The organism is Tabrizicola sp., from assembly GCF_051645465.1.
In the GTDB taxonomy this organism is placed as follows: Bacteria; Pseudomonadota; Alphaproteobacteria; order Rhodobacterales; family Rhodobacteraceae; genus Tabrizicola.
Map to the genome: position 1 here is coordinate 1 of NZ_JBOFBI010000319.1, position 24959 is coordinate 24959.

Annotated in this window: 19 protein-coding genes and 1 tRNA gene; 13 read left to right on the top strand and 7 right to left on the bottom strand. The window is 63.2% G+C overall.

Annotation, left to right across the window (positions count from 1 at the left end):
• From ACRCSW_RS20505 to ACRCSW_RS20520, 4 genes are all read left to right on the top strand, one after another.
• Nucleotides 1-639, top strand: a 639-nt coding sequence (locus ACRCSW_RS20505; protein ID WP_438707509.1) for an MFS transporter, incomplete at its 5' end; no start/stop codon positions are given.
• Nucleotides 640-791: 152 nt separating this feature from the next.
• On the top strand, nucleotides 792-2174 hold the full coding sequence (locus ACRCSW_RS20510; RefSeq protein WP_438707510.1) for an FAD-containing oxidoreductase: 1383 nt from the start codon (nucleotides 792-794) through the stop codon (nucleotides 2172-2174).
• A 498-nt stretch (nucleotides 2175-2672) separates the two neighbouring features.
• Nucleotides 2673-3833 (top strand): ATP-binding protein, encoded by a 1161-nt coding sequence (locus tag ACRCSW_RS20515; RefSeq protein WP_438707511.1) that lies wholly within the window; start codon nucleotides 2673-2675, stop codon nucleotides 3831-3833.
• 518 nt (nucleotides 3834-4351) lie between these two features.
• Nucleotides 4352-5200 (top strand): transglutaminase-like domain-containing protein, encoded by an 849-nt coding sequence (locus ACRCSW_RS20520; RefSeq protein ID WP_438707512.1) that lies wholly within the window; start codon nucleotides 4352-4354, stop codon nucleotides 5198-5200.
• Between the two features lie 69 nt (nucleotides 5201-5269).
• On the opposite strand, the gene ACRCSW_RS20525 is transcribed toward ACRCSW_RS20520, so the two are convergent.
• Entirely contained in the window at nucleotides 5270-7105 is a 1836-nt protein-coding gene (locus tag ACRCSW_RS20525) for an ABC transporter ATP-binding protein (RefSeq protein ID WP_438707513.1), read from the bottom strand.
• A 380-nt stretch (nucleotides 7106-7485) separates the two neighbouring features.
• Here ACRCSW_RS20525 and ACRCSW_RS20530 point away from each other — a divergent pair, with 380 nt between their 5' ends.
• From ACRCSW_RS20530 to ACRCSW_RS20550, 5 genes are all read left to right on the top strand, one after another.
• The gene (locus ACRCSW_RS20530) at nucleotides 7486-10959 is read left to right on the top strand and encodes a rhamnan synthesis F family protein (protein WP_438707514.1); all 3474 of its coding nucleotides are present in this window, start codon (nucleotides 7486-7488) and stop codon (nucleotides 10957-10959) included.
• A complete protein-coding gene (locus ACRCSW_RS20535; protein WP_438707515.1) occupies nucleotides 10956-11879 on the top strand; it encodes an NAD-dependent epimerase/dehydratase family protein in 924 nt (307 codons plus the stop codon). Before ACRCSW_RS20530 ends, ACRCSW_RS20535 begins: the two co-directional genes overlap by 4 nt.
• Before the next feature lie 114 nt (nucleotides 11880-11993).
• Complete coding sequence (locus ACRCSW_RS20540; protein WP_438707516.1) at nucleotides 11994-12875, top strand: S1C family serine protease; 882 nt, start codon at nucleotides 11994-11996, stop codon at nucleotides 12873-12875.
• The gene (locus ACRCSW_RS20545) at nucleotides 12872-13258 is read left to right on the top strand and encodes a response regulator transcription factor (RefSeq protein WP_438707517.1); all 387 of its coding nucleotides are present in this window, start codon (nucleotides 12872-12874) and stop codon (nucleotides 13256-13258) included. The genes ACRCSW_RS20540 and ACRCSW_RS20545 overlap by 4 nt, the downstream gene beginning before the upstream one ends.
• Nucleotides 13259-13285: 27 nt before the next feature.
• Nucleotides 13286-14266, top strand: a complete 981-nt coding sequence (locus tag ACRCSW_RS20550; protein WP_438707518.1) for a S1C family serine protease — start codon at nucleotides 13286-13288, stop codon at nucleotides 14264-14266.
• A 62-nt stretch (nucleotides 14267-14328) separates the two neighbouring features.
• Here the strand turns inward: ACRCSW_RS20550 and ACRCSW_RS20555 are convergent, their stop codons facing one another.
• The 6 genes from ACRCSW_RS20555 to ACRCSW_RS20580 are packed head-to-tail and all read right to left on the bottom strand — an operon-like array spanning nucleotide 14329 to nucleotide 20229.
• The gene (locus ACRCSW_RS20555) at nucleotides 14329-15180 is read right to left on the bottom strand and encodes a phosphatase PAP2 family protein (protein ID WP_438707519.1); all 852 of its coding nucleotides are present in this window, start codon (nucleotides 15178-15180) and stop codon (nucleotides 14329-14331) included.
• The gene (locus tag ACRCSW_RS20560; protein WP_438707520.1) at nucleotides 15177-16826 is read right to left on the bottom strand and encodes an ArnT family glycosyltransferase; all 1650 of its coding nucleotides are present in this window, start codon (nucleotides 16824-16826) and stop codon (nucleotides 15177-15179) included. Before ACRCSW_RS20560 ends, ACRCSW_RS20555 begins: the two co-directional genes overlap by 4 nt.
• Complete coding sequence (locus tag ACRCSW_RS20565; RefSeq protein ID WP_438707521.1) at nucleotides 16823-17605, bottom strand: phosphatase PAP2 family protein; 783 nt, start codon at nucleotides 17603-17605, stop codon at nucleotides 16823-16825. The genes ACRCSW_RS20560 and ACRCSW_RS20565 overlap by 4 nt, the downstream gene beginning before the upstream one ends.
• Nucleotides 17602-19101 carry an ArnT family glycosyltransferase gene (locus ACRCSW_RS20570; RefSeq protein ID WP_438707522.1) on the bottom strand — a complete coding sequence of 500 codons (1500 nt, stop codon included), beginning with the start codon at nucleotides 19099-19101 and terminating at the stop codon, nucleotides 17602-17604. The genes ACRCSW_RS20565 and ACRCSW_RS20570 overlap by 4 nt, the downstream gene beginning before the upstream one ends.
• The gene (locus ACRCSW_RS20575; RefSeq protein WP_438707523.1) at nucleotides 19061-19384 is read right to left on the bottom strand and encodes a lipid-A-disaccharide synthase N-terminal domain-containing protein; all 324 of its coding nucleotides are present in this window, start codon (nucleotides 19382-19384) and stop codon (nucleotides 19061-19063) included. Before ACRCSW_RS20575 ends, ACRCSW_RS20570 begins: the two co-directional genes overlap by 41 nt.
• Nucleotides 19384-20229 (bottom strand): glycosyltransferase family 2 protein, encoded by an 846-nt coding sequence (locus tag ACRCSW_RS20580; RefSeq protein WP_438707524.1) that lies wholly within the window; start codon nucleotides 20227-20229, stop codon nucleotides 19384-19386. Before ACRCSW_RS20580 ends, ACRCSW_RS20575 begins: the two co-directional genes overlap by 1 nt.
• 271 nt (nucleotides 20230-20500) lie before the next feature.
• On the opposite strand from ACRCSW_RS20580, the gene ACRCSW_RS20585 reads away from it, so the two are divergent.
• From ACRCSW_RS20585 to ACRCSW_RS20600, 4 genes are all read left to right on the top strand, one after another.
• Nucleotides 20501-21535 (top strand): cysteine synthase A, encoded by a 1035-nt coding sequence (locus ACRCSW_RS20585; RefSeq protein ID WP_438707525.1) that lies wholly within the window; start codon nucleotides 20501-20503, stop codon nucleotides 21533-21535.
• Nucleotides 21532-23970, top strand: a complete 2439-nt coding sequence (locus tag ACRCSW_RS20590) for a DUF3772 domain-containing protein (protein ID WP_438707526.1) — start codon at nucleotides 21532-21534, stop codon at nucleotides 23968-23970. Before ACRCSW_RS20585 ends, ACRCSW_RS20590 begins: the two co-directional genes overlap by 4 nt.
• Entirely contained in the window at nucleotides 23967-24680 is a 714-nt protein-coding gene (locus ACRCSW_RS20595) for an alanyl-tRNA editing protein (RefSeq protein ID WP_438707527.1), read from the top strand. The genes ACRCSW_RS20590 and ACRCSW_RS20595 overlap by 4 nt, the downstream gene beginning before the upstream one ends.
• Nucleotides 24681-24781: 101 nt before the next feature.
• Nucleotides 24782-24871 (top strand) — tRNA-Ser (locus tag ACRCSW_RS20600).
• The last annotated feature ends 88 nt before the right edge of the window (nucleotides 24872-24959 follow it).

Here is a 24959-nt window from a genome sequence, read left to right on the forward strand (position 1 = left end):
CTGAACGTCGTCGGTGCCGTTTGTGCGTTTCTGCTGATCGGCGCAAGCGACGATCGTCCGCCAATGCGCGGCGGTCCCGCACTGGCGGCCTGGAAGCGGCATCTGTCCGTCCCCGGGCTGCGCGCGGCGTTCGGCATCGGCTTCGTGATCCTGTTCATCTTTGTCGGGGTTTTCACTTATGTGAACCTTCATCTCGTCAACGGCCTTGGTCTTTCGCCGATGTCGCTTGGCCTCGTCTATCTGGTCTTTGCGCCCGCCATCGTCACCACACCGCTTGCGGGCAGCGTGGTGCGCGCGCGGGGTCCTCGGGCGACACTGATCCTGTCGCTGGCGGTGGCCCTGTGCGGGCTTTTGCTGGTCGTGTCGCAAAGCCTGTGGGTGGTTCTCGCCGGGCTGGCGATCGTGGGGGCGTCCACGTTTTTCGCCCAGGCGTCGGCCACCGGATACATTTCAAGCACCGTCAAGAATGATCGGGCACAGGCGACCGGGCTTTATCTCACCAGCTACTATCTGGGGGGATTGGTCGGCGCGTTGGTGCTGGGGCAGGTCAACGCCCATTTCGGATGGAGCGTCACGTGTCTTTGCATCGGCGTGGCGATGGTCAGTGCAATGCTGCTTGCCCGCGCACTGGACGGATGACGCGAAGACCTTGAGGCAAGGCACTGCCCAAAATTCTAAACATGGTGATAGATCAGGACGAATTCGTCGATCCGCGACAGAGTCAATGACGCGGGCTTTAGAAGGGGGGAAAGTTCAGCGACATTGTCTCTGAACCTGGGAGGAGGGTGAAGATGGGGGAGTTCGATGCGATAGTCATCGGGGCGGGGCAGGCTGGCCCGGCTCTTGCGGCGCGCCTCGCCGGAAACGGGCAGAAGGTCGCGCTTATCGAGCGCAAACACATGGGTGGCACCTGCGTCAACAATGGCTGCATGCCGACCAAGACCATGGTTGCAAGCGCTTACGCTGTTTTCATGGCCCGGGAGGGCGCACGTTTCGGCGCCGAGATCGAGCGGTTGTCTGTAAACATGACCCAGGTCAAGGCCCGCAAGGACGAGGTCGTGATGGCAGCTCGCAGCAGCGTCACCGCCTGGATGGAAAAGACCGAGGGCGTGACGCTGATCCGGGGTCACGCGCGCTTCACCAGCCCAAACGAGGTCGAGATCGACGGACGACGGATCCGGGGCGAGAGAATATTCATCAATGTCGGTGCCCGCGCCGTTCTGCCACCGGTTCCGGGTCTGGGGTCGATCGAGGTTCTGACCAACAGCAACATAATGGACCTGACAGAGGTGCCTTCGCATCTGGTGGTCATCGGCGGGAGCTACATCGCTCTCGAATTTGCACAGATCTATCGCCGCTTCGGGGCGAAGGTGACTGTTATCGAGCGCGCGCCGCAGATCATTTTCCGAGAGGATGCCGATGTGATCGCTGGCGTGCGGGCGATTCTCGAGGGCGAGGGTGTCGAGATTCACAGCGGCGTTCTCGATCTGGAAGTGATCGGCGCCACACCTGCGCGCCTGCGCTTTACCACTGCGACGGGCGAGGTGACGGAGGTCACGGCAAGCCACGTTCTGGCGGCGACCGGGCGGCGTCCGAACACCGATGATCTTGGTCTCGAGGCAGCCGGCCTCGTTGCCGATCCGCGAGGGGTGATTCCGGTCGATGAGACCTGCCGCACCGTCCAGCCCCATATCTGGGTACTGGGCGAAGCTAATGGCCGCGGGGCGTTCACCCACACCACCTACAACGATTACGAGATCGTGGCCGATAACCTGTTGAACAAGGCGGACCGCCGGGTGTCGGATCGCATCCCATGCTACGCCCTGTTCGTCGATCCGCCACTCGGTCGGATCGGCATGAGCGAGAACGAGGCGCGTGCGGCGGGTCACGAGGTGGCGGTCGGGCGGCGCGACATGAGGCGCGTCGGGCGGGCAAACGAAAGCGGCGAGACGCGCGGTTTCATGAAAGTGGTCCTCGACACCCGGACCCGCAAGCTTCTCGGAGCAAGCGTGCTTGGCTTTCGCGGCGACGAGGCTGTCCAGTCGCTGCTGGTGGCGATGTATGCCGATATGACCGCCGATCAGATCCTGCGGGTGGTCGGTATCCATCCGACGGTTGCCGAGCTCTTGCCGTTTGCCATCGCCGATGCCGGCTTGCCCCAAAGTCATGTGTGAGACTTGACCCGGAGCCTCGGCAAGCGCGATGGTCTGACTTTCAAAGACGCTTTTGAAGGGAACCCGCGCGTTGCTTCGCGCTTAGCTGGTCCGATGCCGGAAATCGTCCGTTCCGTCAGCCTGCGCCGCACTTGCTGCAACCGTCAGACGATCAAGAACATGCCCGCCCGCCTGAACTACTGGCGCAGGATCGCCACGCGTTACGAGAGATGCTCGGACCTGTTCATGTCGGCTCGCGTTCTCGCCGCCAGGGTCATGTTCTGGCTGTGTACCTTGACCATAAGGCCAAGGTGTAACATGAGGCATAGCCTCTGACTATCGCGACCGAGTCGACATGTTGTTGACGCCCAGTGCGTAAACTGGAACATCTTTTTGTGGCGGGTTCACCTGTCAGGCAACTTTTCGGTAGCAAGCACGATGCGCGATATCCTAAGCGAAATTGCATCAAGCACGGCCCACTCAGTCGGAATTCCATTCCTGTCCGGCTTGGTCAGAAGCATGCGCCTCGCAATGGATGCCTCGTTGGTGTTTGTGACGGTTGGCGTCGGCAAGCCACCGGTCAAGGCACGCTCCATTTCAAGCTGGAGCGACGACGGCGACGAGAAGAGCTTCGAATACGATCTGGAGGGAACGCCCTGCCTGTTGGTTTACGGTGGAGAGACAATGACCGTAAGCGAAGGTCTTTACCGCAGATTCCCAGTCGAGGTGGGGTATGAAGGCTATGTCGGCGTGCCAATTCGGCGTGTCGACGGCAAAGTCATGGGCCATCTTGCCGTCCTTTCCAGGCATCCGATCAAGGCCCCCGAAGAAGCCTTGTCCGTCATCCAGATTTTTGCAATGCGCGCTGAGGCAGAGTTCCAGAGGCTGGAACTTCAGCAGGAAATGGAAGCCATGGTTGCCTCGCTTTCGCTGGCAACCCGCCGTCTTACCAATCGCCAGAACGCACTGCGGCAATCGAACCTGGCGAAGACCGCCCTTCTTGGAATGATGGCACATGATCTTAGAAATCCACTTTCGGCTATTCTTAGCCGATCCGAGATCATTGAGGGTCTGCTGGAAAAGCATAACTCCAACGCCGACCTGACGCAGAAGGTGCGAAAAAACTGCGAGTCCATTGCCTCAATGGTTGAACGCATGGACAGGCAGATTGCATCTTGCCTCGTCCAGGCAAGAGACGATGCGACCAAATTAAAGATCGATGTACACGAATTCCCCCTCGCGCGCGCCTGCGATCTCGCCGTGGCACTCAACGCTACGGCAGCCGCAGCAAAGTCGATCGCGCTGGAGTATAGCCCGCCCACAGAAATGATGTTGAAGGGCGACGAAGACAAACTGGTTGAGGCCGTCGACAACCTGATCAGCAATGCGATCAAGTATTCGAACGCCGGAAAGTCGATTTTCGTCGAGGCCCGCAAGCGCGCAGGCTGCACAGAGATTTCGGTCCGGGACGAGGGGCTGGGTCTGACGCCGGATGACCAGTCCCGTGCCTTCGGAAAGTTTCAACGGCTATCGGCGAAACCAACGGCCGGTGAGTCGTCGACCGGCCTTGGGCTGGCAATCGTCAAGGCGATTATCGACGCGCATGGCGGCACGATTCGCATCCAGAGTGAAGGCGAAAGCATGGGCGCGACCTTCACAATTGTTCTGCCTGACCCCTGAAGGTCGCAACACACCGCGAATGCGGGATGGCTTCTGAATCCAATGGGGTCTGATGCTGGTAGTCGGTTCGAACCCGGGTGCGGCACAAATCCAGTGAGGCCCTAACGGACCGTTTCTCTCATCAATAGGCCGATTTCTGACCTGCAATTCCTTGTGATAAATGGTAGCTCAGTTCGTGAAGCAGACCTCGAAGCTCAGTTTTCGGCTTTGTCAGAAAAAGACTGGGGTGGCGCTTTCCACCGCCCGCCACTCATGTCGGTTGGTCAAATGCCTTTGTTTGCTTGGTAACTGCCAAGCATGCCGCCGCGACCGCCCCCGAGATTCCTGCTCCTGACCCTAGCAGATCACTTTCGTCTGACAACACCTTTCAGAGGACAAGACGGCCTTATTGACCTATGGATCGAGAAGCCCACAAGGAGGTGTCATCGTTCCGTAACGGGCCATCAATAAGTAATTGGCCGCACGTGCCCGCATGAGTGGAACCGCGTGAAATACTTGGCATTCTTGCGGCGGCACCCATGAAGTCCGATGTCATTTCCATCGAGTTGACCGACACGGCCGCTATGCACGGCGCTGTTGCGTTGATTGCGCCGCTTGGGATCGAGACTGAGTTTCAGAGTTTTCTGGCCCTTGAAGCGCCGCGGGGTTGGGACGCTACGATCGTTGCCGAACGGCGGTCGGGTCAGCGTGCGGTCGTGCTGAAGCCGCCGTCCCCTACGGACCGCGCAAAGCTCGTACACAGCTTCTCATCGTCAGGCCCTGGGCTGTCATCCGACGCCTATCGTCCGGAGGGCACGCCAGTTACCACTGCGGCGGCAGAGCTTGCGCAAGAAGCCCAGCAAATTGCCCGTTCCGTCGGCGGGGGCCTTGCGGGGATTGCAGCAATCGTCGCCGATACGAGTGCGAGGTTCAGTTACGGCGAGGTGCCGCTCGCAGAGCGTTGGTACTTCGGGCAGGACGCGGTCCCGATTGTCGCCTGTACGTCCGGCAACTGCATCGATATCAACACCTATCTCGTTGCCGCTCTGCGCGCCGCCGGATATGAAGCTGCTTACCTGACGTGCTACTTTTTCGATAACGATCCGCATGGCATAGCCAGCGGAATGCATTGCTGGGTGCGAACGCGCCACGACGGCGCAATCCAGGACTGGGACATCGCGCACTTCAAGAAAGCCAATCGCCCCGATGTCTCGGCCACGATGAATCCAATTCCAGGTCGACGCTTCGCGCTCGCGTTCGGTCGTGACCATGTCTATGGATGGCGGGACATTGAGATCCGATTGTCTACGCCATCGCGCCCAATGTGGGTTCGTGAAGATGGAACGGCCATTTGGGGCGAGCCGCCTGTGGTGCAGTTGGTGGAATAGTCTAGAAAGAAGCCGCCAACCCTGCCCGTTGGTCGCAGGTTTGTTATATGTAGGGAACTTCGGACCTGATCACGACACCCGGAACTGCTGTTCGTAAAGGCTGTGGAATTTGCCGCCGCGCGCGATGAGCTCATCGAAGCGGCCGGTTTCGACCAGCTTGCCATTCTCCAGATAGCAGATCATCTCGGCGCGGAGGACGGTGGACAGGCGGTGGGCGACGACGATCGTGGTCACTCCATGCGTCACCCGGTTGAGCGCGTCGCGCACCAGTGCTTCGGAATGGCTGTCGAGCGCACTCGTCGCCTCGTCCAGCAGGAGGACCTCGGGCCGTCGCAGCACGGCCCGGGCAATTGCAAGCCGCTGACGCTGCCCGCCCGACAGAAAGACGCCATTTTCCCCGATCGGAGTTTCGTAGCCTTGCGGCAGTGTTTCGATGAATTCGTCAGCGTGCGCCACCCGCGCGGCCTCGACGACCTCGGCGTCATCCGCTTCGGGCCGGACCAGGCGAAGGTTTTCGCGGACGGTTCCTGAAAACAGGAAGGTGTCCTGCCCGACATAGGACATCTTCCGGCGCAGCGCCGCGAAGCGCACCTGCCGCAGGTCGACGCCGTCGAGCAGGATGCGACCCTCATCGGGATCGTAGAGACGAAGGAGGAGGTTCAGCATTGTCGACTTGCCGCTGCCTGATGGCCCGACGAGCGCGGTCGTGCCGCCCCGCGGCAACTCGATGCTGATCCCGTCAAGAACGCGTCGACCACTGCCGTAGCTGAAGCTGATGTTTTCCAAAGCAATGACACCCGGCCCGGCCGGCAGATCGACGGCATCGGCGGCCTCGACCATCGTCAGGGGGCGGTCGAGCAGATCGTACATCATCCGAACCCCGACGATGCCTGCCTCTATCGTGACCCGCATCCGGGAAAGGCGCTTTGCCGGTTCGTAGGCCATGAGAAAAGCCGTGACGAAGGACATGAGCTGGCCCGGGGTGCCGGCGGTGCTGCCGAAGAGGCTGACCGTGCTGAGGACAACGATCGACGCGATCGAGAGCCCGGCGATGGTGTCCATCAGAGGCGTGGTCGCCGCTTCAAGCCGGACCATCTTGTTGGCCCGCTTTTCCACCGCCCGCACGGCGACTTCCATCCGGTCGATCATTGTCCGTTCAAGTGCGAAGGCCTTGATCACCCGCGCGCCGACCGAGGTTTCCTGAACCACGCGGAAGATCTCGGCGAGGCCAGCGAGTTCAAGCGACATCACGGCGCGTACCCGCGACAGGATGCGCCGGATCGCCCAAAGCGTGACTGGGCCGATTATGAGGCTCACGAGCGAAAGGAAAGGTTGCTGCCAGAACATCACCGCGACGAGGCCGAGCAGCGTCAGCAGGTCACGGACGAAGCCGGTCACGATCGTGTCGATGACACTGCGCGCCATCTGGGCGCTTTGCGTGACCCTAACGAGGACGTCGGAGGATTCGGTTCCCGAGAAGAAGGCGACGTCCTGGTCAAGCAGACGGCGATAAAGATCTGCCTGTTTCTGAGCCACAATGCGGTTTCCTGCCCGCGCCATGAGCACCATCTGCGCGTACGAGGCGAAGCCGCGCACGATGAAGATGCCCGCAACGGCGCCTGCAACCATCAGGATGCGGGCCCTGTCGTCGGGGTTGGCCATGGCGTCGATGATGGAGCCCATGATCCATGCGGTCGCGGCGGTCATCGCGGCGACGATCACCATGGCGAGCGTTGCGGCAAGATAGCGCCAGCGATGTTCCGGAATGCTCTCCAGAAGCAGACGGCCAAGGGGGCTGCGGGACGAAATCTGCTTCGCTTTTCGCGCCCACCAGTCTTTCAGGTGGCTGATCATTGTTGCGACAAGGCACCTCTGAACGGGAACGACCTGGCGGCCGCGCAGCATGGAACATGCAGCCTGCGTGCTGATAGCGGCCTGAACGGGTTGAAGCAAGGCGGAGTGCGGACGGTGTGAGGTTGTCCGCCGGGCGGCGCTGATGTGAAGCGCCAGGTGTGGAGGATTTGCGTTGCGGATCGATGTGGTTGGACGGGGGCGCATCGGCCGGGGACCAGCTGCCCTGTCAGTCCGCGTGGCTTGAGACGACGCTTCGGCGCGCTGCCGCGCGTCGAAGTTGAGCAAGAACCCCACAGGGTTGCAAATCGGCTTCCTTTGGTGTTGCTCGCGGTCAACGGCGTACGATCAGAGGGCGGGTCAAAGGTATGGGGAAAAACGGTATTCGGAAGGCCCTGATCGTTCTTGGCATGCATCGGTCGGGCACATCGGCCATGGCGGGGGTCCTTGGCGAGATGGGCTGTGACCTGCCAGCCGACCTGATGCCACCCATAGAAATGAACGCGAAGGGTTTCTTTGAATCTAACAAGATCACCTATCTGAACGAGGATGTTCTGGTCTCGGCGGGGATGGCCTGGTTCGATCTGAAGCGGTTTCCCGAGACCTGGTATGCCTCGACGGCAGCCACGGAGTTCCGGAAACTTGCCAGTGCCACATTTGTGGAAGAATTCGCCACCTCCAATCTGTGCGTGATCAAGGACCCTCGGCACTGCCGTCTGGTGCCGTTCTGGGAGGAGGTTCTGACCGAACAGGGCGTTCAACCGGTCTATGTCTGCATTCACCGCAACCCGGTTGAGGTCGCGGCCTCATTGATGCGGTGGCATGGGCATGAGCCACTTTACGGACAGTACTTATGGTTGCGCCATGTTCTGGATGCGGAAATCGCAACCCGTGGGAAGAAGCGGGTGTTCGTCTCTTATGATCAGCTCTTGTCCGACTGGCGCAGTCTGGTCAGCCGCATTTCAAGCACTCTCGACGTGGTCTTTCCACGTTCTGTGCCGACAGCGGCAAGCGATGTCGAACGGTTCGTCAGCGCTGACCTGAAACATCTGTCATCGGAGAGCCTCACGATCCCGCGACTTGAGAACACATCGGATTGGCTGGCCTCAACCTTGGGCATTCTGACGCGCTGGTCCCGGACGGGTGAGGAGTCTTCTGATCATGCAGTGCTTGACCGAACACGGGACGCGATGGATGTGGCCTCAGGTACGGTCGTCACGGTGCTTGACGAACTTCTGGCGTGTCACCGCGAAGTCGCAAGTGTGCGTCAGGAGGTCGAAGAGTCGTTTCGGGACGATGTTGAGCGTTTGTCGGCTCAACTTGCTGAAGCCTATACGGCCCTCGCAAATGGCGAGACAAAAATGAGAGCGGTCATGCATTCCATGCATGAGGCCTCGCTTCGGAGCCAGGCGTTAGAGAATGACTTGAACGACCGCATCCATGACCTTCGCAAAGCGCGCAATCGGCCGCTGAGCAACTTAGGAAAGTTCATCGAGTTCAAGGCGCTGCGGATGCTGTCATCCGACGGATCGCCGCTGCCGCGGAGAGCCAAGTCGCGGTTCGGTCGCAGTGCCAAGAAGCGCGACCCCAACCGCGACCTTCCGCCGATCCAGACTGGCGCGGTCGCGAAAAGCAGCAACGGGGCAGATTTGCTTTCCGAACAAGGTCAGGTGCCCTTCCGGCCAGAGTTGCCTAGCGCAATCATTGTGACCCATGACGCCAGCCGCACGGGAGCACCGATCCTGGCGTACAACATGGCAAAGGCCCTTTCGTCGAGATACAACACTTTCGTTGTCTGCATGCGCGCTGGCGATCTTGTCGCTGACTTCCTTCAGGTTTCTACCAAGCTTTACGAGGTTGGGCATGAGAGCGGGATCGGGCCAAACTTTCTAAAAATTGTAGACGCGATCGTTGCGCAGACCACGCCTGCCTTTGCTGTGGTGAACTCGATCGAATCCAGGCATATCCTTGGCGCGCTCCGCCTGCGCAAGATCCCGAGCGTTGCATTGCTGCACGAGTTCGCGTCCTATACTTTGCCCACAGGTGCATTCACCGAGGCGCTCTGTGAGGCCGACGAGGTCGTGTTTTCGAGCGAACTTACGATCCGGAACGCCTTGGACCAGACGTCTTTCGTGCGAACCTCCCGGTTCCATGTTCTTCCGCAGGGGCGCTGCGAAGTGCCGCGCCATGACAGCAATGAAGTGCTGCTTCGGGCCGAACGTGACAACCTTACCACGCGGCTGCGTCCGGGGGGCGGAAATGCCGGGGAGTTCCTGGTGATTGGAGCGGGCTATGTGCAGCTGCGCAAGGGTGTCGACCTTTTCATCGATGTTGCGCGGCGTGTCCTGTCAACCAGCGAGGGCCGGAATGCCCGGTTTGCCTGGATTGGTGCAGGTTACGATCCGGAGCGCGATGCTGGCTATTCCGTTTATCTGAAGGACCAGATCGAGCGGGCAGGTCTGACCGACCGAATGCTGATGATCGGAGAGACCTCTGAAATCGAGCATGCCTATGCTTTGTCTGACGTGCTTCTTCTGACGAGCAGGCTTGACCCCCTGCCCAACGTGGCGATCGATGCGTTGTCTGAAGGGCTGCCCGTTGTCTGCTTTGACAAGACCACCGGTATTGCCGATCTGTTGACGAATGGGGGCCTGCGCGACGCCTGCGTCGCCGACTATCTGGATACCTGGCAGGCAGCGGAGAAAGTACTGCGCTTCATCCGCTCGCCCGAGGCCTATCGGCAAGTGACTGAAGCGTCGAAGGCCTTCGCGGCGCGCACTTTTGATTTCAATGCCTATGCCGCCCGCATCGAGGCACTTGGATTGCACGTCAATAACGCATCATCCCGTCTCGCCGAGGATACCGCCACGATCGGTGAGGCTGACAGCATCGATGCCGCCTTCATGCTGCCGAGATGGCTACAAGCGTCTGGCAAAACCGGAGCGTCCCACAAGACCGAAGCGGTCAAGTACTACTTGAACGACAATCAACGGCAGGCCGCCCCGCGTCGTCCTGAAGCCGGGTTCAACGCGCTGGTCTATGCCCGGCACCTTGAGGCCGAAGGCGTCACGGACGTGGACGCCTATGCCGAGTTCTTGCGGCGGGGGCGGCCGGCGGGACCGTGGCTGCGATCCGTCATCCGGGAAACTGCGAAGTCGGCTTTGCCCGAGGGCAAGACCCCACTGAAGACGGCGCTGCACATTCACGCCTATTATCCCGACGTCGTCGCGTCCATTGCAGAGCGGCTGGCGCTGAACGAAACGCAGCCCGATCTTTTCGTCAACGCAGGGGATCGCAAGAGCCTGGACGCCGCCGTCGAGATGCTTAGCGGCTATCGCGGGCGCATCGTGGCGGCGCGGGTGGTTGTGAACCGCGGACGCGACATTGGTCCGCTTTTGACCGAGTTCGGCGGCGAACTTCTGCGCGACTACGATCTGATCGGACATGTCCATACCAAGAAGAGCGTTCTGCTTTCGGACCGCGATGTTGTGGAGCGGTGGGTGAACTTCCTTTACGAGAACATGATCGGCGGCAGGGACGGCGGGCCTATGATGGACCGCATCCTGGCGGCCTTCGCGCAGAACGAACGCCTGGGCATTGCCTTTCCGTCAGACCCTAACACCATGGCCTGGTCGGCCAACGAAGATCTGGCGCGCGGGCTGGCGCCACGGCTTCGGCTGGACGGGCTTCCGGAATTCATCGACTTCCCGATAGGTTCCATGTTTTGGATTCGGGCGGCGGCTCTGCAGCCGTTTGTGGATCTTGGGCTTGGCTGGCACGACTATCCGCCCGAACCGGTTGGGAGCGACGGGACCGTTCTGCATGCGATAGAACGGTTGTTTGGAGTTGTCGCCGAAAGTCGCGGGCTGGAAGTGGCCGTCACCAACGTGAAGGGGGTTGCCAGATGAAAGCTCTGGTTCTTGGGGGCTGCGGCTTCATCGGTTCGCATATCGTGGATCAGCTGGTGGCCTCGGGTCACTCGGTTCGTGTGTTCGACAGATACCCCGAGAAGTTCCGACCGCCGGTAAGCGGTGTGGACTACCTCTTCGGCGATTTCAGGGATTCGATGGCGCTTATCGAAGCTCTGGTCGATGTGGACCTGGTGTTTCATCTGGTCAGCGCGACCTTTCCGGGGACGGCCGAGCTCGACCCGCAGGCGGACGTGCGGGACAATGTCATTCCGACCCTTGGTCTCTTGGACGCGATGGAGAAGTTCCAGGTTAACAGGCTTCTATACCTGTCGTCCGGTGGGACGGTCTACGGCATCCCCGAGGTCGTGCCCACGCCGGAAAGTCATCCGCTTCGCCCCATGAACTCGTATGGGATCGTGAAGACGGCCATCGAGCATTACATCGAGCTTTACGGTCGTACACGCGGGCTGAGGTATGCCATCATCCGGCCTTCCAACCCCTATGGCCCCCGCCAGGCGCATGTGGGCGTTCAAGGGGTGGTGATGACCTTCCTGAACAGGGTTGCCCGCAATGAGCCCATCGAAGTCTGGGGCGATGGCAAGGTCGTGCGGGACTATCTTTATGTCGAAGATCTTGCCCGCCTTTGTGTCGCTGCGGCGGTCTCTGAAAAGGTCGGCGTCTACAATGGTGGCAGCGGGCAAGGCACCTCGATCCGCGAGATCATCGAGCATATCGAAGCTGCGACTGGCAGGACGCTTAATCCGGTTTTCAAGCCGGGGCGACCGGTGGACGTGCCAAGATCCGTGCTGGACGCGAGCCTTGTTATGAATGAATTCGGCTGGCGTTGGGAGACGGGGTTGCAGGATGGCATCCGGCAGACCTGGGAATGGCTGAAGCACAGGACCGGCGGGCCATGATCGGATAAGACGTCATGCTCCCGCGGGCGGGGAGACGATACTGACCATCAGGGCAGGTGGCGGTGATGCCGGAAGTCTCCCACATTGGCTGGATACAGCAAGGGAGCGCTTACGATGGCCCAGTCCGCAACAGCACTGCAATCCTTCTCGACCGACCTTTCGACACTGGTTGCCACGGCGTCGCGCAGCGTCGTCGGGGTCCATGGCCACCGGAGCCGACACAGCGGCTTTGCCTGGCGCCCGGGTCTTGTCGTGACCTGCGAGGAGGCGTTGGCGGACGAAGGGCCTTATGAGCTGGTGCTGCCGGGCGGGGCCAGGGTCAGCGCCACGCTTGTTGGCCGCGATCCCACGACCGATGTGGCAGTGCTGCGGTATGAGGGCGACGACGTGCCGCAGCCCGCGTTTGTGACGTCGACCCCTGTTGCGGGTTCGCTAGTGGCTGCGGTTGGATCGTTCGAGGGCGCGGCAACGGCGCATCTTGGGGTCGTGTCGCATGCCTCGGGGCCTTGGAGGGCGATGCGCGGCGGCGAGATTGACGCGCGCATCGATCTGGATCTGCGGCTTGGCAAAAGCGCCGAGGGGGGATTGGCGCTCGATGTTGCCGGGCAGGCTTTTGGCATGGTGGTCTACGGTCCACGCCGGCGGGCGCTGGTCATTCCGACGGCGACGATCGAGCGGGTTGCTGACAGCCTTGTCAAGCATGGCCGCATCGCGCACGGCTATCTTGGCCTCAGTCTTTGGCCGACAAAGGTCGACGGGGAAGACGCCACCGGCAACATTGTCGTCTCGGTCGATCCGGCTGGCCCTGGGGCGGTGGCAGGTCTGCACCAGGGTGACGTGCTTGTGCGCTGGAACGATCAGCCGATGCGCCCGATACGCCAGATGATGCGTGAGCTTGGGCCGGCAAGCGTGGGGACTGTGGTCTCGCTCGGCCTGAGGCGCGCGGGCGAAGCGAGGACGGTCACGCTGACGATCGGCGAAAGGCCGGACGCTTGAGCAAGTCCGGCCAGCCCCTCGCAGACACGATCAGGATCGCGCTGCAGATCGCAGATCAGGGCCTTGCCGAAAGGCTTGTCGGGCTGTTGACGGGCGTACCGGGCATCACGCTGGTCGACGAAGGCGAGGCCGCGGATGTCGCGCTGATCGCGACGGTGCAGCCCGCCACGGAAACCGGCGATGAAGACCTGCTGACCCCGCGCGAGCGCGAGGTGCTTGGGCTTTTGGCGGAGGGTGCGTCAAACAAGCTTATCGCGCGTCGGCTGGGAATCTCGGTCCACACGGCCAAGTTCCATGTCCGCTCGCTGACCGACAAGCTTGATGCGACCGGCAGGACCGATGCGGTTGCCCACGCGGCGCGCCTTGGTGTCATCCATCTTTGAACTTTCGCAGCAACCGGGAGCAACCTGATGAGCAGTCCCGCCCGTCTTTTTCCCGATGATCCCGGCAGCGATGCGGGCGAAGCCGCCGCCCTCGACGCCTATTCGCGTGTCGTGACGCATGCGGTCGACGCTGTGGGTCCGGCTGTGGTCCGCGTCGAACGCCTGGGCGCGCGCCGCGATCCGTCGGGGTTCGGGTCCGGTGTCGTGATCACCGACGATGGTTTCGTGCTGACCAACAGCCATGTCGTGACCGGCGCCCGGCGTTTGGGTCTGCGCTTTCCCGATGGCGGCGAGGCCGAGGCGACGATCATCGGCGAGGACCCCGATCTTGACCTCGCGCTTTTGCGCAGCACCGGGCCGGTCAGCGTCGCACCGGCACGGCTTGGCGACTCGTTGCGGCTGAGGCGCGGCCAGCTGGTGGTTGCCATCGGCAATCCGCTTGGTTTTGAATCTACCGTGACCGCCGGTGTGGTATCGGCGCTTGGCCGGTCGTTGCGTGCAAGGTCGGGCCGGTTGATGGACAACGTGATCCAGACCGATGCGCCGCTTAATCCGGGCAGTTCGGGCGGCCCGCTGGTCGCGGCTTCAGGCGAGGTCATCGGCATCAACACTGCAATGATCAACGGCGCCCAGAATATCTGCTTTGCGGTCGCGAGTTCGACCGCGATGTTCGCCGTGGGTCAGTTCCTTGCCCATGGACGTGTCCGGCGCGCGCATCTTGGGATTGTTGCCCAGAGTGTGCCCGTGCCCCGCCGGATTGCCCTTGCGCTTGGGATTGCGGGGCAGGCGGTGCGGATCGGTGGCGTCGAGGCGGGCGAGGCCGCTGACAAAGCCGGGCTGCGGGAGGGGGACGTGATCGTGGAGCTCGATGGCCGGGCGGTGGCGGGGACTGACGATCTGGTGCGTCTGCTGACGTTCGATCGCATCGGGCAGGGGACCCAACTTGGCATTCTTCGCAACGGCGGACTTACCTCGCGAGAGGTGATCCCCTCGGAACGGCTGCCGTAGGGTGCAGGCCCGCGTGGTGCCTGACTGGCGGTACGTAAAGGCGGGTCAGCTGCCGGTCTGGCCTAGCGGCGATCGACTGGCGGGTTGCGGTGAGTTGCCCGCGTCCAGATCGTTGTCGCGGCGACCGCCGCGATGCGGCTGAATTCGACTGCCGCCTGGGTCAGCACGAGGCCCAACGTTCCGGGCGCGACCTGCGGCAGATGACCCCTTGCAACCATCCTGCGGTGCATGACGACGGTGAACCATGCGCCGAGGACAACCCCGGCGAGGCAATCGGAGAACCAGTGAACCTCGAGCAACGCACGCGAGAGAGAGGCGGTGACGCCGATGGAAAGAAAAGCCCAGGCGTGCCTTGGAAAGCAGAGCGCCAAGGCCATGGCGGCCGCTGTCGCTGTCGTTGCGTGGCCCGATGGAAACGCGGCCCAGCCGCTTTTGAACGCCATGAACCAGAACTCCAGCACCTGGGCATCGGCGTCGGTCGACGGGCGGATGCGACCGATGATGTGTTTCGACAGGCTGGCCAGAAAGCCGCTGAGCGCCACCGAGGCGACGAGGAGGATCAGGGCCGAGCGCAGGGACTGCAAGTTGGCGGGATTGATTGGGGTCGTTTGCCGCCGCACGAACCAGACCACGCCAAGAAGTGCCAGGCCAATGCCAAGCGGCCACGCGGAGTTCCCGAACCCGGTGACGTAGCGCAGGGTGATCTTGAGCGACGGATCGAGCGATTGGGCAAGCGCGCGTATCGGGGCGTCGGCGATGACCGCGACGAGAAGCATGCCAAGCGTCAACGCCACAAGGATTGATGTCCGGCTTTGTGCGGCCGGATTTCCGGGCAGCCAGACCGGACCGGTCAGACCAGCGGCAACCGGTTCAGCGCGGTCTTGCAGCCCGTCGTTCGACCCCACGTGCTTCATGGCAGCCCCCGGCAGTCGAGGATGTCCAGCCTGACGTATTTCCCCGCGCCGATGGCAAGGCCCTCGACCTTGGCCGCTGACCGGCAGCCCGCGGGGGGCGGGGTCGCCGCGCTATCCGCATCGATTGCGCGGACCACGACCTGGCACGCGCCGGGCTGGATCGCGTCGGCGCTGGCGGCTGCGGGGAGCAATCGGGTTTCCCGCCCGCCGCGCCAGACAAGGGACGGTTCGGTGTAGCCCCAGCCGGTCAGGCGGGGGCGGTCGCACCCTTGCGCTGCCGCGATCTCCTTGGCGCTGGCAATGGCCGCGTCGGTCGGCCAGAGCACCGGCATTCGGGCAACGGCAGAAAAGAGCCCTCCATACAGGATCGCCCCGGCGGCGGCAAAGGACGCGGCAAGCCGCCATGGCTCGTTCCCGGCAAAGGCCCGAAGTCCGACAGCGATTGCAACGATGGCACCGGCTAGTCCCGCGCCCGCCAGCAACAGAGGCGCCGGTCCGGCGTTTGTCGTCGCTGCGTAAGTGAGGATGACTGCGCCAAAGGCGAGACCTGGCAGAATGGCCAGCGCCGCGAGGCCCTTGAGCCAGTTTCGTGCGGAAGTCAGGGCAGCGGGCAGATGGCCGACGGTCAGCAGGGCAAGTGCAGGAAATACGGGCAGAGTATAGTGGAGAAGCTTTGTCGGGATGGCTTCGTAAAGGAGCCAGACCGGCAGCGCCCAGGCCAGGCAGAACCGCGTTGCAGGCTCGCGGCGGGCGCGCCAGATGGCCGGCAGGGCAAGAAGCAGAAGCGGCGTCGCCGGCCAGAAGGTGAAGAAGAGCATCAGAAGATAGCTGCCCGGCGGCGCGCCCTTGCCTTCCTGACCCGAGGCGATCTTTGGCAGAAGATCTGTGCCGACCGACCCAAGCCAGAACGCTCCGTCGCTGCGGAGCGTGATTGCCACGAACCAGGGAACTGTCACCAGAAGTGCGACGACGATCGGCCAGAGAGACCAGAGCGGCCGAAGCCAGTCGGCGCGGCGGTCGAGGATAGCGAGGGTAGCGGCGGTAAAGAGCGGCACCATCGGGCCGATCGGTCCCTTGATGAGGATGCCCGCCGCCACCGAAAGCCAGAAGGCATAAGCCAGCCCGTGCCCCGCCGCCTGACGCAGATAGAGTCGGGCCAGCACCGCTTGCGAGGCGAGAATGGTGGCCAGGAGCGCGGCATCGGTCTTGGCGATCCGTGCCTCGCCGCCGATGACCAGCCCACCGGCAAAGACCGCGGCGGCAAGAAGGGCCGGGCCGGTGCCGAACAGTGGCGCCCCGACGACGGCGACCAGCAGAACCGCCAGCAAGGCACCGGCCAGCGACGGCAGGCGATAGATCCAGAGATCAGCCTCAGGCCCCTGCATCGACGCAAGGACCGCGCCGCTTTGCAGCCAGTAGATGCCGACCGGCTTCTTGTGGCGCGCTTCGTCCTGGAATCGGATGTCGACGAAGTCGCGGCTTTCCACCATCTGCCGGCTTGCCTGGGCAAAGCGGGCCTCGTCCCGGTCTACGACGGGCAGGGTGGCGAAGGCGGGCAGAAACGTCAGCAGCGCGAAAAGGGCCAGCGCGATCCATCCCAGGCTTGGGACCGCCCTGCCGGAGATGCGCGCCGCCGCAACGGTCATGGCACCCGCTTTCGCATTACGGACGCTCTGGCTTGCCAGTCGGCGATCCATTTCCGTCCAACTGCGATGGGTGTCATCGGGCTGAAACCAAGCCGCGCTTGCTCGATCCGCATGAGCGGATAGAGGACAAGCGCCACCCCGGCAGAGAACAGGACCGAAAACACGGCATCGCTGAGGAAATGGCGGCCGAGGCCGATCCGCAGCAAGGCCACGACCACGACATAGGCGGCCGCCACGAGTATTGCGAAGAGCCGCGCCCGCCGCGACCCCATCTGCGGCCAAAGCAGCACAACCGCCGTAATCGCAAACCCGGCCGCGAGGGCGACTTCACCGGACGCAAACGAGCAGTTGTCGGGGCATTGCCTGACCACCTGCCAGGCGGGAGAAAACGTTGCTTCACCGCCGAACTCGGCTATGTCGGCAGGACGCGCGCGGCCGACATGGGTCTTGAGCAGCAGATTGACGAGGGCCCCGCTTGACAGGACGACACAAAGGGCAGGATACCCCCAGGCCCGCAGATCCGGGCCCCCCAATCTGCCGGTCAGTGCGCCGATCACGCACCCCGCAACCAGGATAACGACCAGGGCTTCACCGATCTGGCGGATGACCAGGTTGATCCAGATGGGGGGTCCGTCCGCCCAGGGAAACCCCTCCGCCCCCCTAGCAAAGAGATGCGACACTGCGAGGTCGATCTGTGGGAAGGCAGCAAAAATGATCTGAGCCAGGATTACGGCAAGAAGGTAGGCGACCAGGAGCTGTTGGTACGATTTCCCGGTCATCGCGGGGCAACCTTTCTTGCAAGGCAGGAAGGGTCGTCCAGACGGAACAGGACGAAGGTCTCGTTCGCCGCGAAACCGGGACCGGCGACGAACCGGGCGATCTCTGGCGTTTCTGGGCAGGGCGGCGGTCTTTCGGCGCGGAGGAGCAGAACCACGGGTGCGGCGTCCGCTGCTGGCTGAAACGGGGCCGTCATCTCCCAGTGATGGCGGGGCATGCCGCGCGGTGGCACGGCCCGGATGGCAAGATCCGTCTTCGCGCCGAACCATGACAGATCGGCCAGGAGGTCCCGGTCTTCGGCGACCAGCGTGCGCGCGCCGGCAGCACCCGCGGCGTCAAGCGCCCACCCCGCCGTCTCGGCGTGACCCAGATAACGGGCGAGCAGGGGGCGGTCGTTCGGGCCTGGCAGCTCGGTCCCGAAGACCTTTGCCAGCGGCAGGGCCAGCGACACCAAAAGGCCGAGGGCGATTGACAGTTGTCCAAGCAAGGGGTGCCCGGCAAGCCAAAGCGCGGCGAGCACAGAGCCCGGAGCCAGATAGAGCACTGCCCAGTTCGCAAGGACCGGTCCGTTCACGCCTTGGGCAAGAACGATCACCAAAGGTGTAAGCGCCAGGGCAACAAGACCGGTTGTCCATCCGGTTTGTTCGCGGCGCCAGGCGGCCAGAAGCATAGCAAAGAACACGATCGGCCCCATCACAAGGAACTGTTCCGCCAAAAACCGGAGCGGTCGCAGGAGTGACAGGGTTTCGCCATCGGTGATGTGTTGCAAGTGGACGAAAGTGGCAGAGCCGTTCTGCAGCAGCCATACGAGATGCGGGGCAATCACTGCGGCAAAGACGGCCACCGCGAGACCTGCGTCGGCCCGCCGGACGCGCCACGCCGGGGACAGCACGGCAGCCGCGGCCGCGCCGACCAGCCAGAACAGCATCGCGTGCTTGGCCAGAAGCCCGAACCCAAGCGCAAGCCCCAGCACGATCGCCCAACGCGCGTCACGCTGTCCCATGGAATTCGCCTGGGCCAGCCGCACCTGCGCCAGCATGGCCAGAGCCGCCGCCAGCAACATCGGTGTGTCGGTCGTCATCAGCGCCGATCCAAGTGCCACCGCAGGCGTGGTCAGATAGAGGATCGCCGCCAGCATCGCCACTGGGTGCGGGGCAATCCTGCGGGCGAACACATAGATCACCGCCGCAGTCGCCCCGTGGAACGGCACTGCCGACAGACGCACCGCCCAGACCGTCTGCCCCATCAGATCGGTAGCCAGCCGCATGATCCAGCCGATCAGCGGAGGTTTGGAGTAGGCGCCGAAATCCAGATGCTGGCCCCAGAACCAGTACTGCGCCTCGTCGGTCGACAGCTCGGTCCGGTCGAACAAGGCAAGCACCGCTCGAAACAGGACAAGCGCCAGAATCCCGCCAAATGCGATCACGTCGGCCGACCGGGCCGACGTCCGGCCCGGATCAGTTCCGGGCGACCGAGGGATCGCGATGCTGCTCTGCATGGATCAGCCAGAGGTTTCGGGTATAGATCACCAGGCCCATGGACTGCCCCAGGATGAACACCGGGTCCATCCGCCATACGGCATAGCTGAACAGTACGAGGCCTCCGCCGAGCGAGAAGTACCAGAACGCAATCGGAATGACCGACCGCTTCTCACGCTCGGACGCGATCCACTGGACAAGGAACCGGGCGGTAAACAGAAGCTGCCCTGTCAGACCGATCATGACCCAGTAGAACTCGGCCCAGCTTTGAACGTGCAGGGCAGACCAGAGCACTTCGCGCATCAGCTTATCCTTCGGGTGAGTTCTTGTACGCGGGGAGCAGGGCGTTTGTCCGCAACACTCCCGGGCGACACCGCCATGGCCTCGGGTGACACTGTCACGGCCTGAATCTTCTTGCGCCGGCGTATCAGCCAGGCCACTCCGGCGAGATCGACGATCCCGGCAAGGGCGCGGTCGAGGTTGCCATACTTCGATCGGCCTGATCGCCGGGGCGCATGGGTGACGTCGACCAGCTGCACCTGCCAGCCATCGCGGGCAAAGAGCGCGGGCAGGTAGCGGTGCATGTGGTTGAAGTAGGGCAGGGCGAGATACGCATCGCGCCGGAAGGCCTTGAGCCCGCAGCCGGTATCCCGGGTGCCGTCGCGCAGGACGAGCGCCCGCAGCCAGTTGGCAAAGCGCGACGCAAGTCGTTTCGACAGGCTGTCCTTGCGGCCCACCCGCTGCCCCGCAACCAGACCGCAAGCGGGGGAAGCGTCGGGCGCCATGAGGGGCGCAATCAGGCGCGGCAGGTTTTCGGGCGGGTTCTGTCCGTCGCCGTCAAGAGTTGCGACGATGGGTGCAAAAGCCGCTCGGACGCCGGAATGCAGTGCTGCGGACTGACCGGCGGCGATCGGGTGCGTCAGAACACGGATGCGCCGGTCCTTTGCCGCTAGCGCCAGGCAGATCTCCTGTGTCCGGTCCGTCGATCCGTCGTCGACAAGCAGGATTTCGAAGGCAAGGTGGCCGAGAACCGACACGATCCCTTCGACCAGCGGAGAAACCGCTTCTTCTTCATTTCGCAGGGGAACCACAACGGAGAGGCGCTGCAAGTTCGATGCGGCCACAAGGACTGGCTGTGATTGAACCATCTGGGGCGACCGATTAGGTGGACTGGCATCAGGCTCTAGGCCCGGTTCTTCGCTGTCGAAATACAGTCAGGTGAAGTTACTGTGACAGCCGACGCGACTGGCGAATTTCCGCGAACCGAACCACAGCACCACGGCCACGATTGTGTCAGTTCTGCTCATTTGCCATGAACGCCGCTGGTCGGCGATCCACCTCAGCCGACCGTCGAGTCTCGTGGCTTGAGTTTGGCCTGCGAGCCCAATACACCTTGGGGACCAAGGAAGGACCGCCCCCATGCGCATTCACAGTGATCTGGCCGACACGATCGGGAACACGCCGCTTTTGAAGCTGAAGAAGGCATCGCAGATCACCGGATGCACGATTCTGGGGAAGGCCGAGTTCATGAACCCGGGCCAGTCGGTCAAGGACAGGGCGGCGCTTTACATCATCAAGGACGCTGTCGCTAAGGGCTTGCTGAAGCCAGGTGGGACGATTGTCGAGGGGACGGCGGGCAACACCGGGATCGGGCTCGCGCTCGTCGGCGCAAGCATGGGCTTTCGCACGGTGATCGTGATCCCAGAGACGCAGAGCCAGGAAAAGAAGGACATGCTGCGGCTGGCGGGGGCGGAACTGGTGCAGGTACCGGCGGCGCCTTACCGCAACCCGAACAACTATGTGCGCTACTCGGGCCGTCTGGCCGAGGCTTTGGCGAAGACGGAACCGAATGGCGCGATCTGGGCCAATCAGTTCGACAACGTCGCGAACCGGCAGGCGCATATCGAGACGACGGGGCCGGAGGTCTGGGATCAGACCGGGGGCAAGGTGGATGGCTTCATCTGCGCGGTCGGATCGGGCGGCACGCTTGCGGGCGTTGCGGCGGCCTTGCAGCCCAAGGGCGTGAAGATCGGTCTGGCCGATCCCGAGGGTGCTGCGCTGCATTCGTTCTATACGACGGGCAAGCTGGAAAGCCCTGGCAATTCGATCACCGAAGGGATCGGCCAGGGACGGATCACGGCGAACCTCGAGGGGTTCAAACCCGACTTCAGCTATCGCATCCCTGATAGCGAAGCCTTGCCCATCGTCTTTGACCTGCTGACGGATGAAGGCCTTTGCATGGGTGGCTCGACCGGGATCAATATCGCCGGTGCGATCCGCATGGCGCGCGAGATGGGGCCGGGCAAGACGATTGTCACGATCCTTTGCGACTACGGCAGCCGCTATCAGTCGAAGGTCTACAATCCCACCTTCCTGCGGGAGAAGGGCCTGCCGGTGCCGGACTGGCTGGACCGGCCAGCCCGCGCCATCCCGGCGGTCTTTGAAGACGCATGAGGCAGCTTGTTCTTTGGCTGGGGTTGGCTCTGGCGCTGATGGCGTCACCCGCCCTGGCGCAGGACCAGCCCGCGACAGAGACCCCGGCGGTGGAGCCCGCCACAGACGGGTCTGAGCTTGACTATGCCATCTGGCAGCAGACGGCCGAGCGGGCGGAGGCCGAGATCGGCAATCGCCGGACCTCAAGTGAGCGGCTGGAAGAGATCCGCTCGCAGCTGGCGAAATGGCGGGCGGCACTGCTGAACGCGCAAAGCGCGAACTCGGCCCGGATCGCGACGCTGCGCCAGCAGCTGCAGGCACTAGGCCCGGCCCCGACGGAAGGTGCGACAGAGGCCGAAGATATCTCGAAGCGGCGGCAGGAGCTGGCAAGCCAGCTGGTCAAGGTCCAGGCGCCGGGGATCGCGGCGGAAGAGGCCTACCGGCGGGCGGACGGGCTGATCGACGAGATCGACCGGACACTGCGCGAACGGCAGGCGGATGAGCTGTTGCAGCTTTGGCCGTCGCCGTTGAACCCGACAAACTGGCCCGAGGCGGCGATCGGGCTGTCCGACACGCTTCTGCGGCTGTGGGACGAAATCGCCAGCGCCTGGGCCGACCCGGAGGCGCGGGGGGTGCTGTTCGACAATCTGCCGCTGATCCTGGTGCTGGTCGCCGTGGCGGTGGCACTGGTAGTATATGTCCGGCGCTGGACCGAGCGATTTGCGGAACGGCTGCAGGAGGGGGCCTCTGTCCGGGGGCGGCATTTCTGGGCGCTGGTCGCCTCGCTGGCCGGGATCGTCCTGCCGACGCTTGGGGTGGTTGCGCTGACCTGGGCGCTGAGAGCCAGCGGCATGTTCGGCGAGATCGGCACTTCGATCGTCGGGGCTTTGCCCGTAGCTGGCTTTGTGCTTTTCGCAGCCGCCTGGCTTGGCGCACGGGCCTTTCCGCGGTTGCAGGGCGATGGCGCAGTGCTGCCACTGGCGCCAGAGCGGCGGGCCGAAGGGCGGTTCCTGGCCGTTCTGATGGGTATCGTCATCGGTGCCGATCAGCTCCGCTCGGCCGCGATGGACGCGCAGGCCTACTCGGACGCGACGACCGCAGTCATGTCGTTCCCGATCCTGCTGATGGGCGGGCTGGTCCTGATGCGCCTTGGCCGGACCCTGCGGCGATCCAGCGAACTGGAGGACAAGGGCTCGAACTACAGTCTGCGCCTCATCCAGCTTCTGGCCCGGGGCCTGAGCTTCATGGGGTTCACCGGTCCCATCCTGGCTGGGTTCGGCTATGTCCAGGCGGCGGAAGCGGTGATCTACCCGGCGATGCTGTCCTTTGCGCTCGTCACGCTTCTCTTCATCCTGCAGCGGGTTCTGAGCGAGGTCTGGGCGCTGATCACCAAGGCCGACGACAAGCCGGGCGATGCGCTGATCCCGGTGCTGGCGGGCTTCGGCATCACCATCGCCTCGCTGCCGGTCTTCGCGCTGATCTGGGGCGCGCGGTTCTCGGACCTGACCGAGCTTTGGACTCGGTTCACCGAAGGCTTCACGCTGGGTGGGGCCACGATCTCGCCCACCGATTTCATGGTCTTCGCCGTGGTCTTCGTGATCGGCTACATGCTGACGCGGCTTTTCCAGGGGGCGTTGCGAACGACGATCCTGCCGAAGACGAAGATTGACCAGGGCGGGCAGACCGCGCTGATCGCTGGGGTCGGGTATGTGGGGTTCTTCCTTGCCGCACTGGTTGCGATCAACGCGGCGGGGATCGATCTTTCGGGCCTTGCCATCGTAGCCGGTGCGCTTTCGGTCGGTATCGGTTTCGGTCTGCAGACCATCGTTTCGAACTTCGTCTCGGGGATCATCCTCTTGATCGAGCGCCCCGTCAGCGAGGGTGACTGGATCGAGGTCGGCGGGGTGCAGGGGAAGGTGCGGGCGATCTCGGTCCGGTCGACACGGATCGAGACTTTCGACCGCAACGACGTGATCGTGCCGAACGCCGACCTGATCACGGGCCGGGTCACGAACTGGACGCGGTTCAACCTGTCGGGCAGGATCATCGTGCCGGTGTCGGTGGCCATCGGGTCGGACACGCGGCAGGTCGAACGGGTCCTGAAGGAGATCGCTGAAGAACAGCCGCTGGCCATCCTGAACCCGCCGCCGCTGATCGTCTTCATGGGCTACACTCCGACGCAGCTCAACTTCGAGGTCCGGGTGATCCTGCGCGATGTGAACTTCGGCCTGCAGGTGCGCAGCGAGATGAACCACCGGATCATGGAGCGGCTTGCCGCCGAGGGCATCAATATCGTGCCGCCACCGGCGCCCCCCGCCGAGCCTGATCCGCTGAAGACCGCCGAGACTGTGCTGGCGCTGGCAGATCTGGTGCACGAGGAGCGTCCGCCGGTCGCCAAGCGGAAGCCCGCCCGCAAGACGCCGGCGGCAACAGATGTCAAAGGGGCCGAACGGTGACCGAGCTATTGTTCCGGGATGACGCCTACCAGACGGCGGCGGAGTGTCAGATCATTGGCCATACCCCCGAGGGCGGGCTGATCGTCGACCGGTCGATCTTCTATGCGACCGGGGGCGGCCAGCCCGGCGACAGCGGGGTGCTGGACTGGGGCGGAGGGCGGATGCCGATTGCGACGGCGCTGAAGGTCGAGGGCGGGGTGGCGCTGGTTCCGGCCGAGCCCTTGCCCATGCCCCCCATCGGCGCGCCGGCGCAGCAGCTGATCGACTGGGGCCGCCGCCACCGGCATATGCGGATCCATACCGCCCTTCACCTTCTGTCGGTGGTGATCCCTTTGCCGGTCACCGGTGGCCAGATTGCGGCCGAGAAGGGCCGTCTCGATTTCGACATGCCCGAGCCGCCGGGGGATGTCGCGGCCCTGGAAGAGGCTTTAAACACATTGATCGAGCGTGATCTTGCGGTGAGCGAAGAATGGATCACCGATGCCGAACTGGAGGCGAACCCGGGCCTTGTGAAGACGATGTCGGTCCACCCGCCGATGGGGCAGGGCAAAGTGCGGCTCGTGCGCATCTCGGATGGCCCGACGCTGATCGATCTGCAGCCCTGCGGTGGCACCCATGTCCGGCGAACCGGCGAGATCGGGCGGATCGAGATCGGGAAGATCGAGAAGAAGGGTCGCCAGAACCGGCGGGTGTCGATCAGCCTGGTGTGAACCAGCGTTGTGACCGGCCACTTTGCGACGATGCAGGAATCGGCGGAAGACGCAGAAAGCCCCTTGTACGCCCGCATAAAGGCGCGGTATCAGCCCCGAACGGACAGTTGGCCGAGTGGTCGAAGGCGCACGCCTGGAAAGTGTGTAGGCGGGGAACCGTCTCGAGGGTTCGAATCCCTCACTGTCCGCCACAAATTAAATCATTGATAGTGAATGATTTTTAGCTCTGGCTATTGTGGCGCGTTTTCCGCGCGCGACGGGGTGCTCGGGACCCTGGAG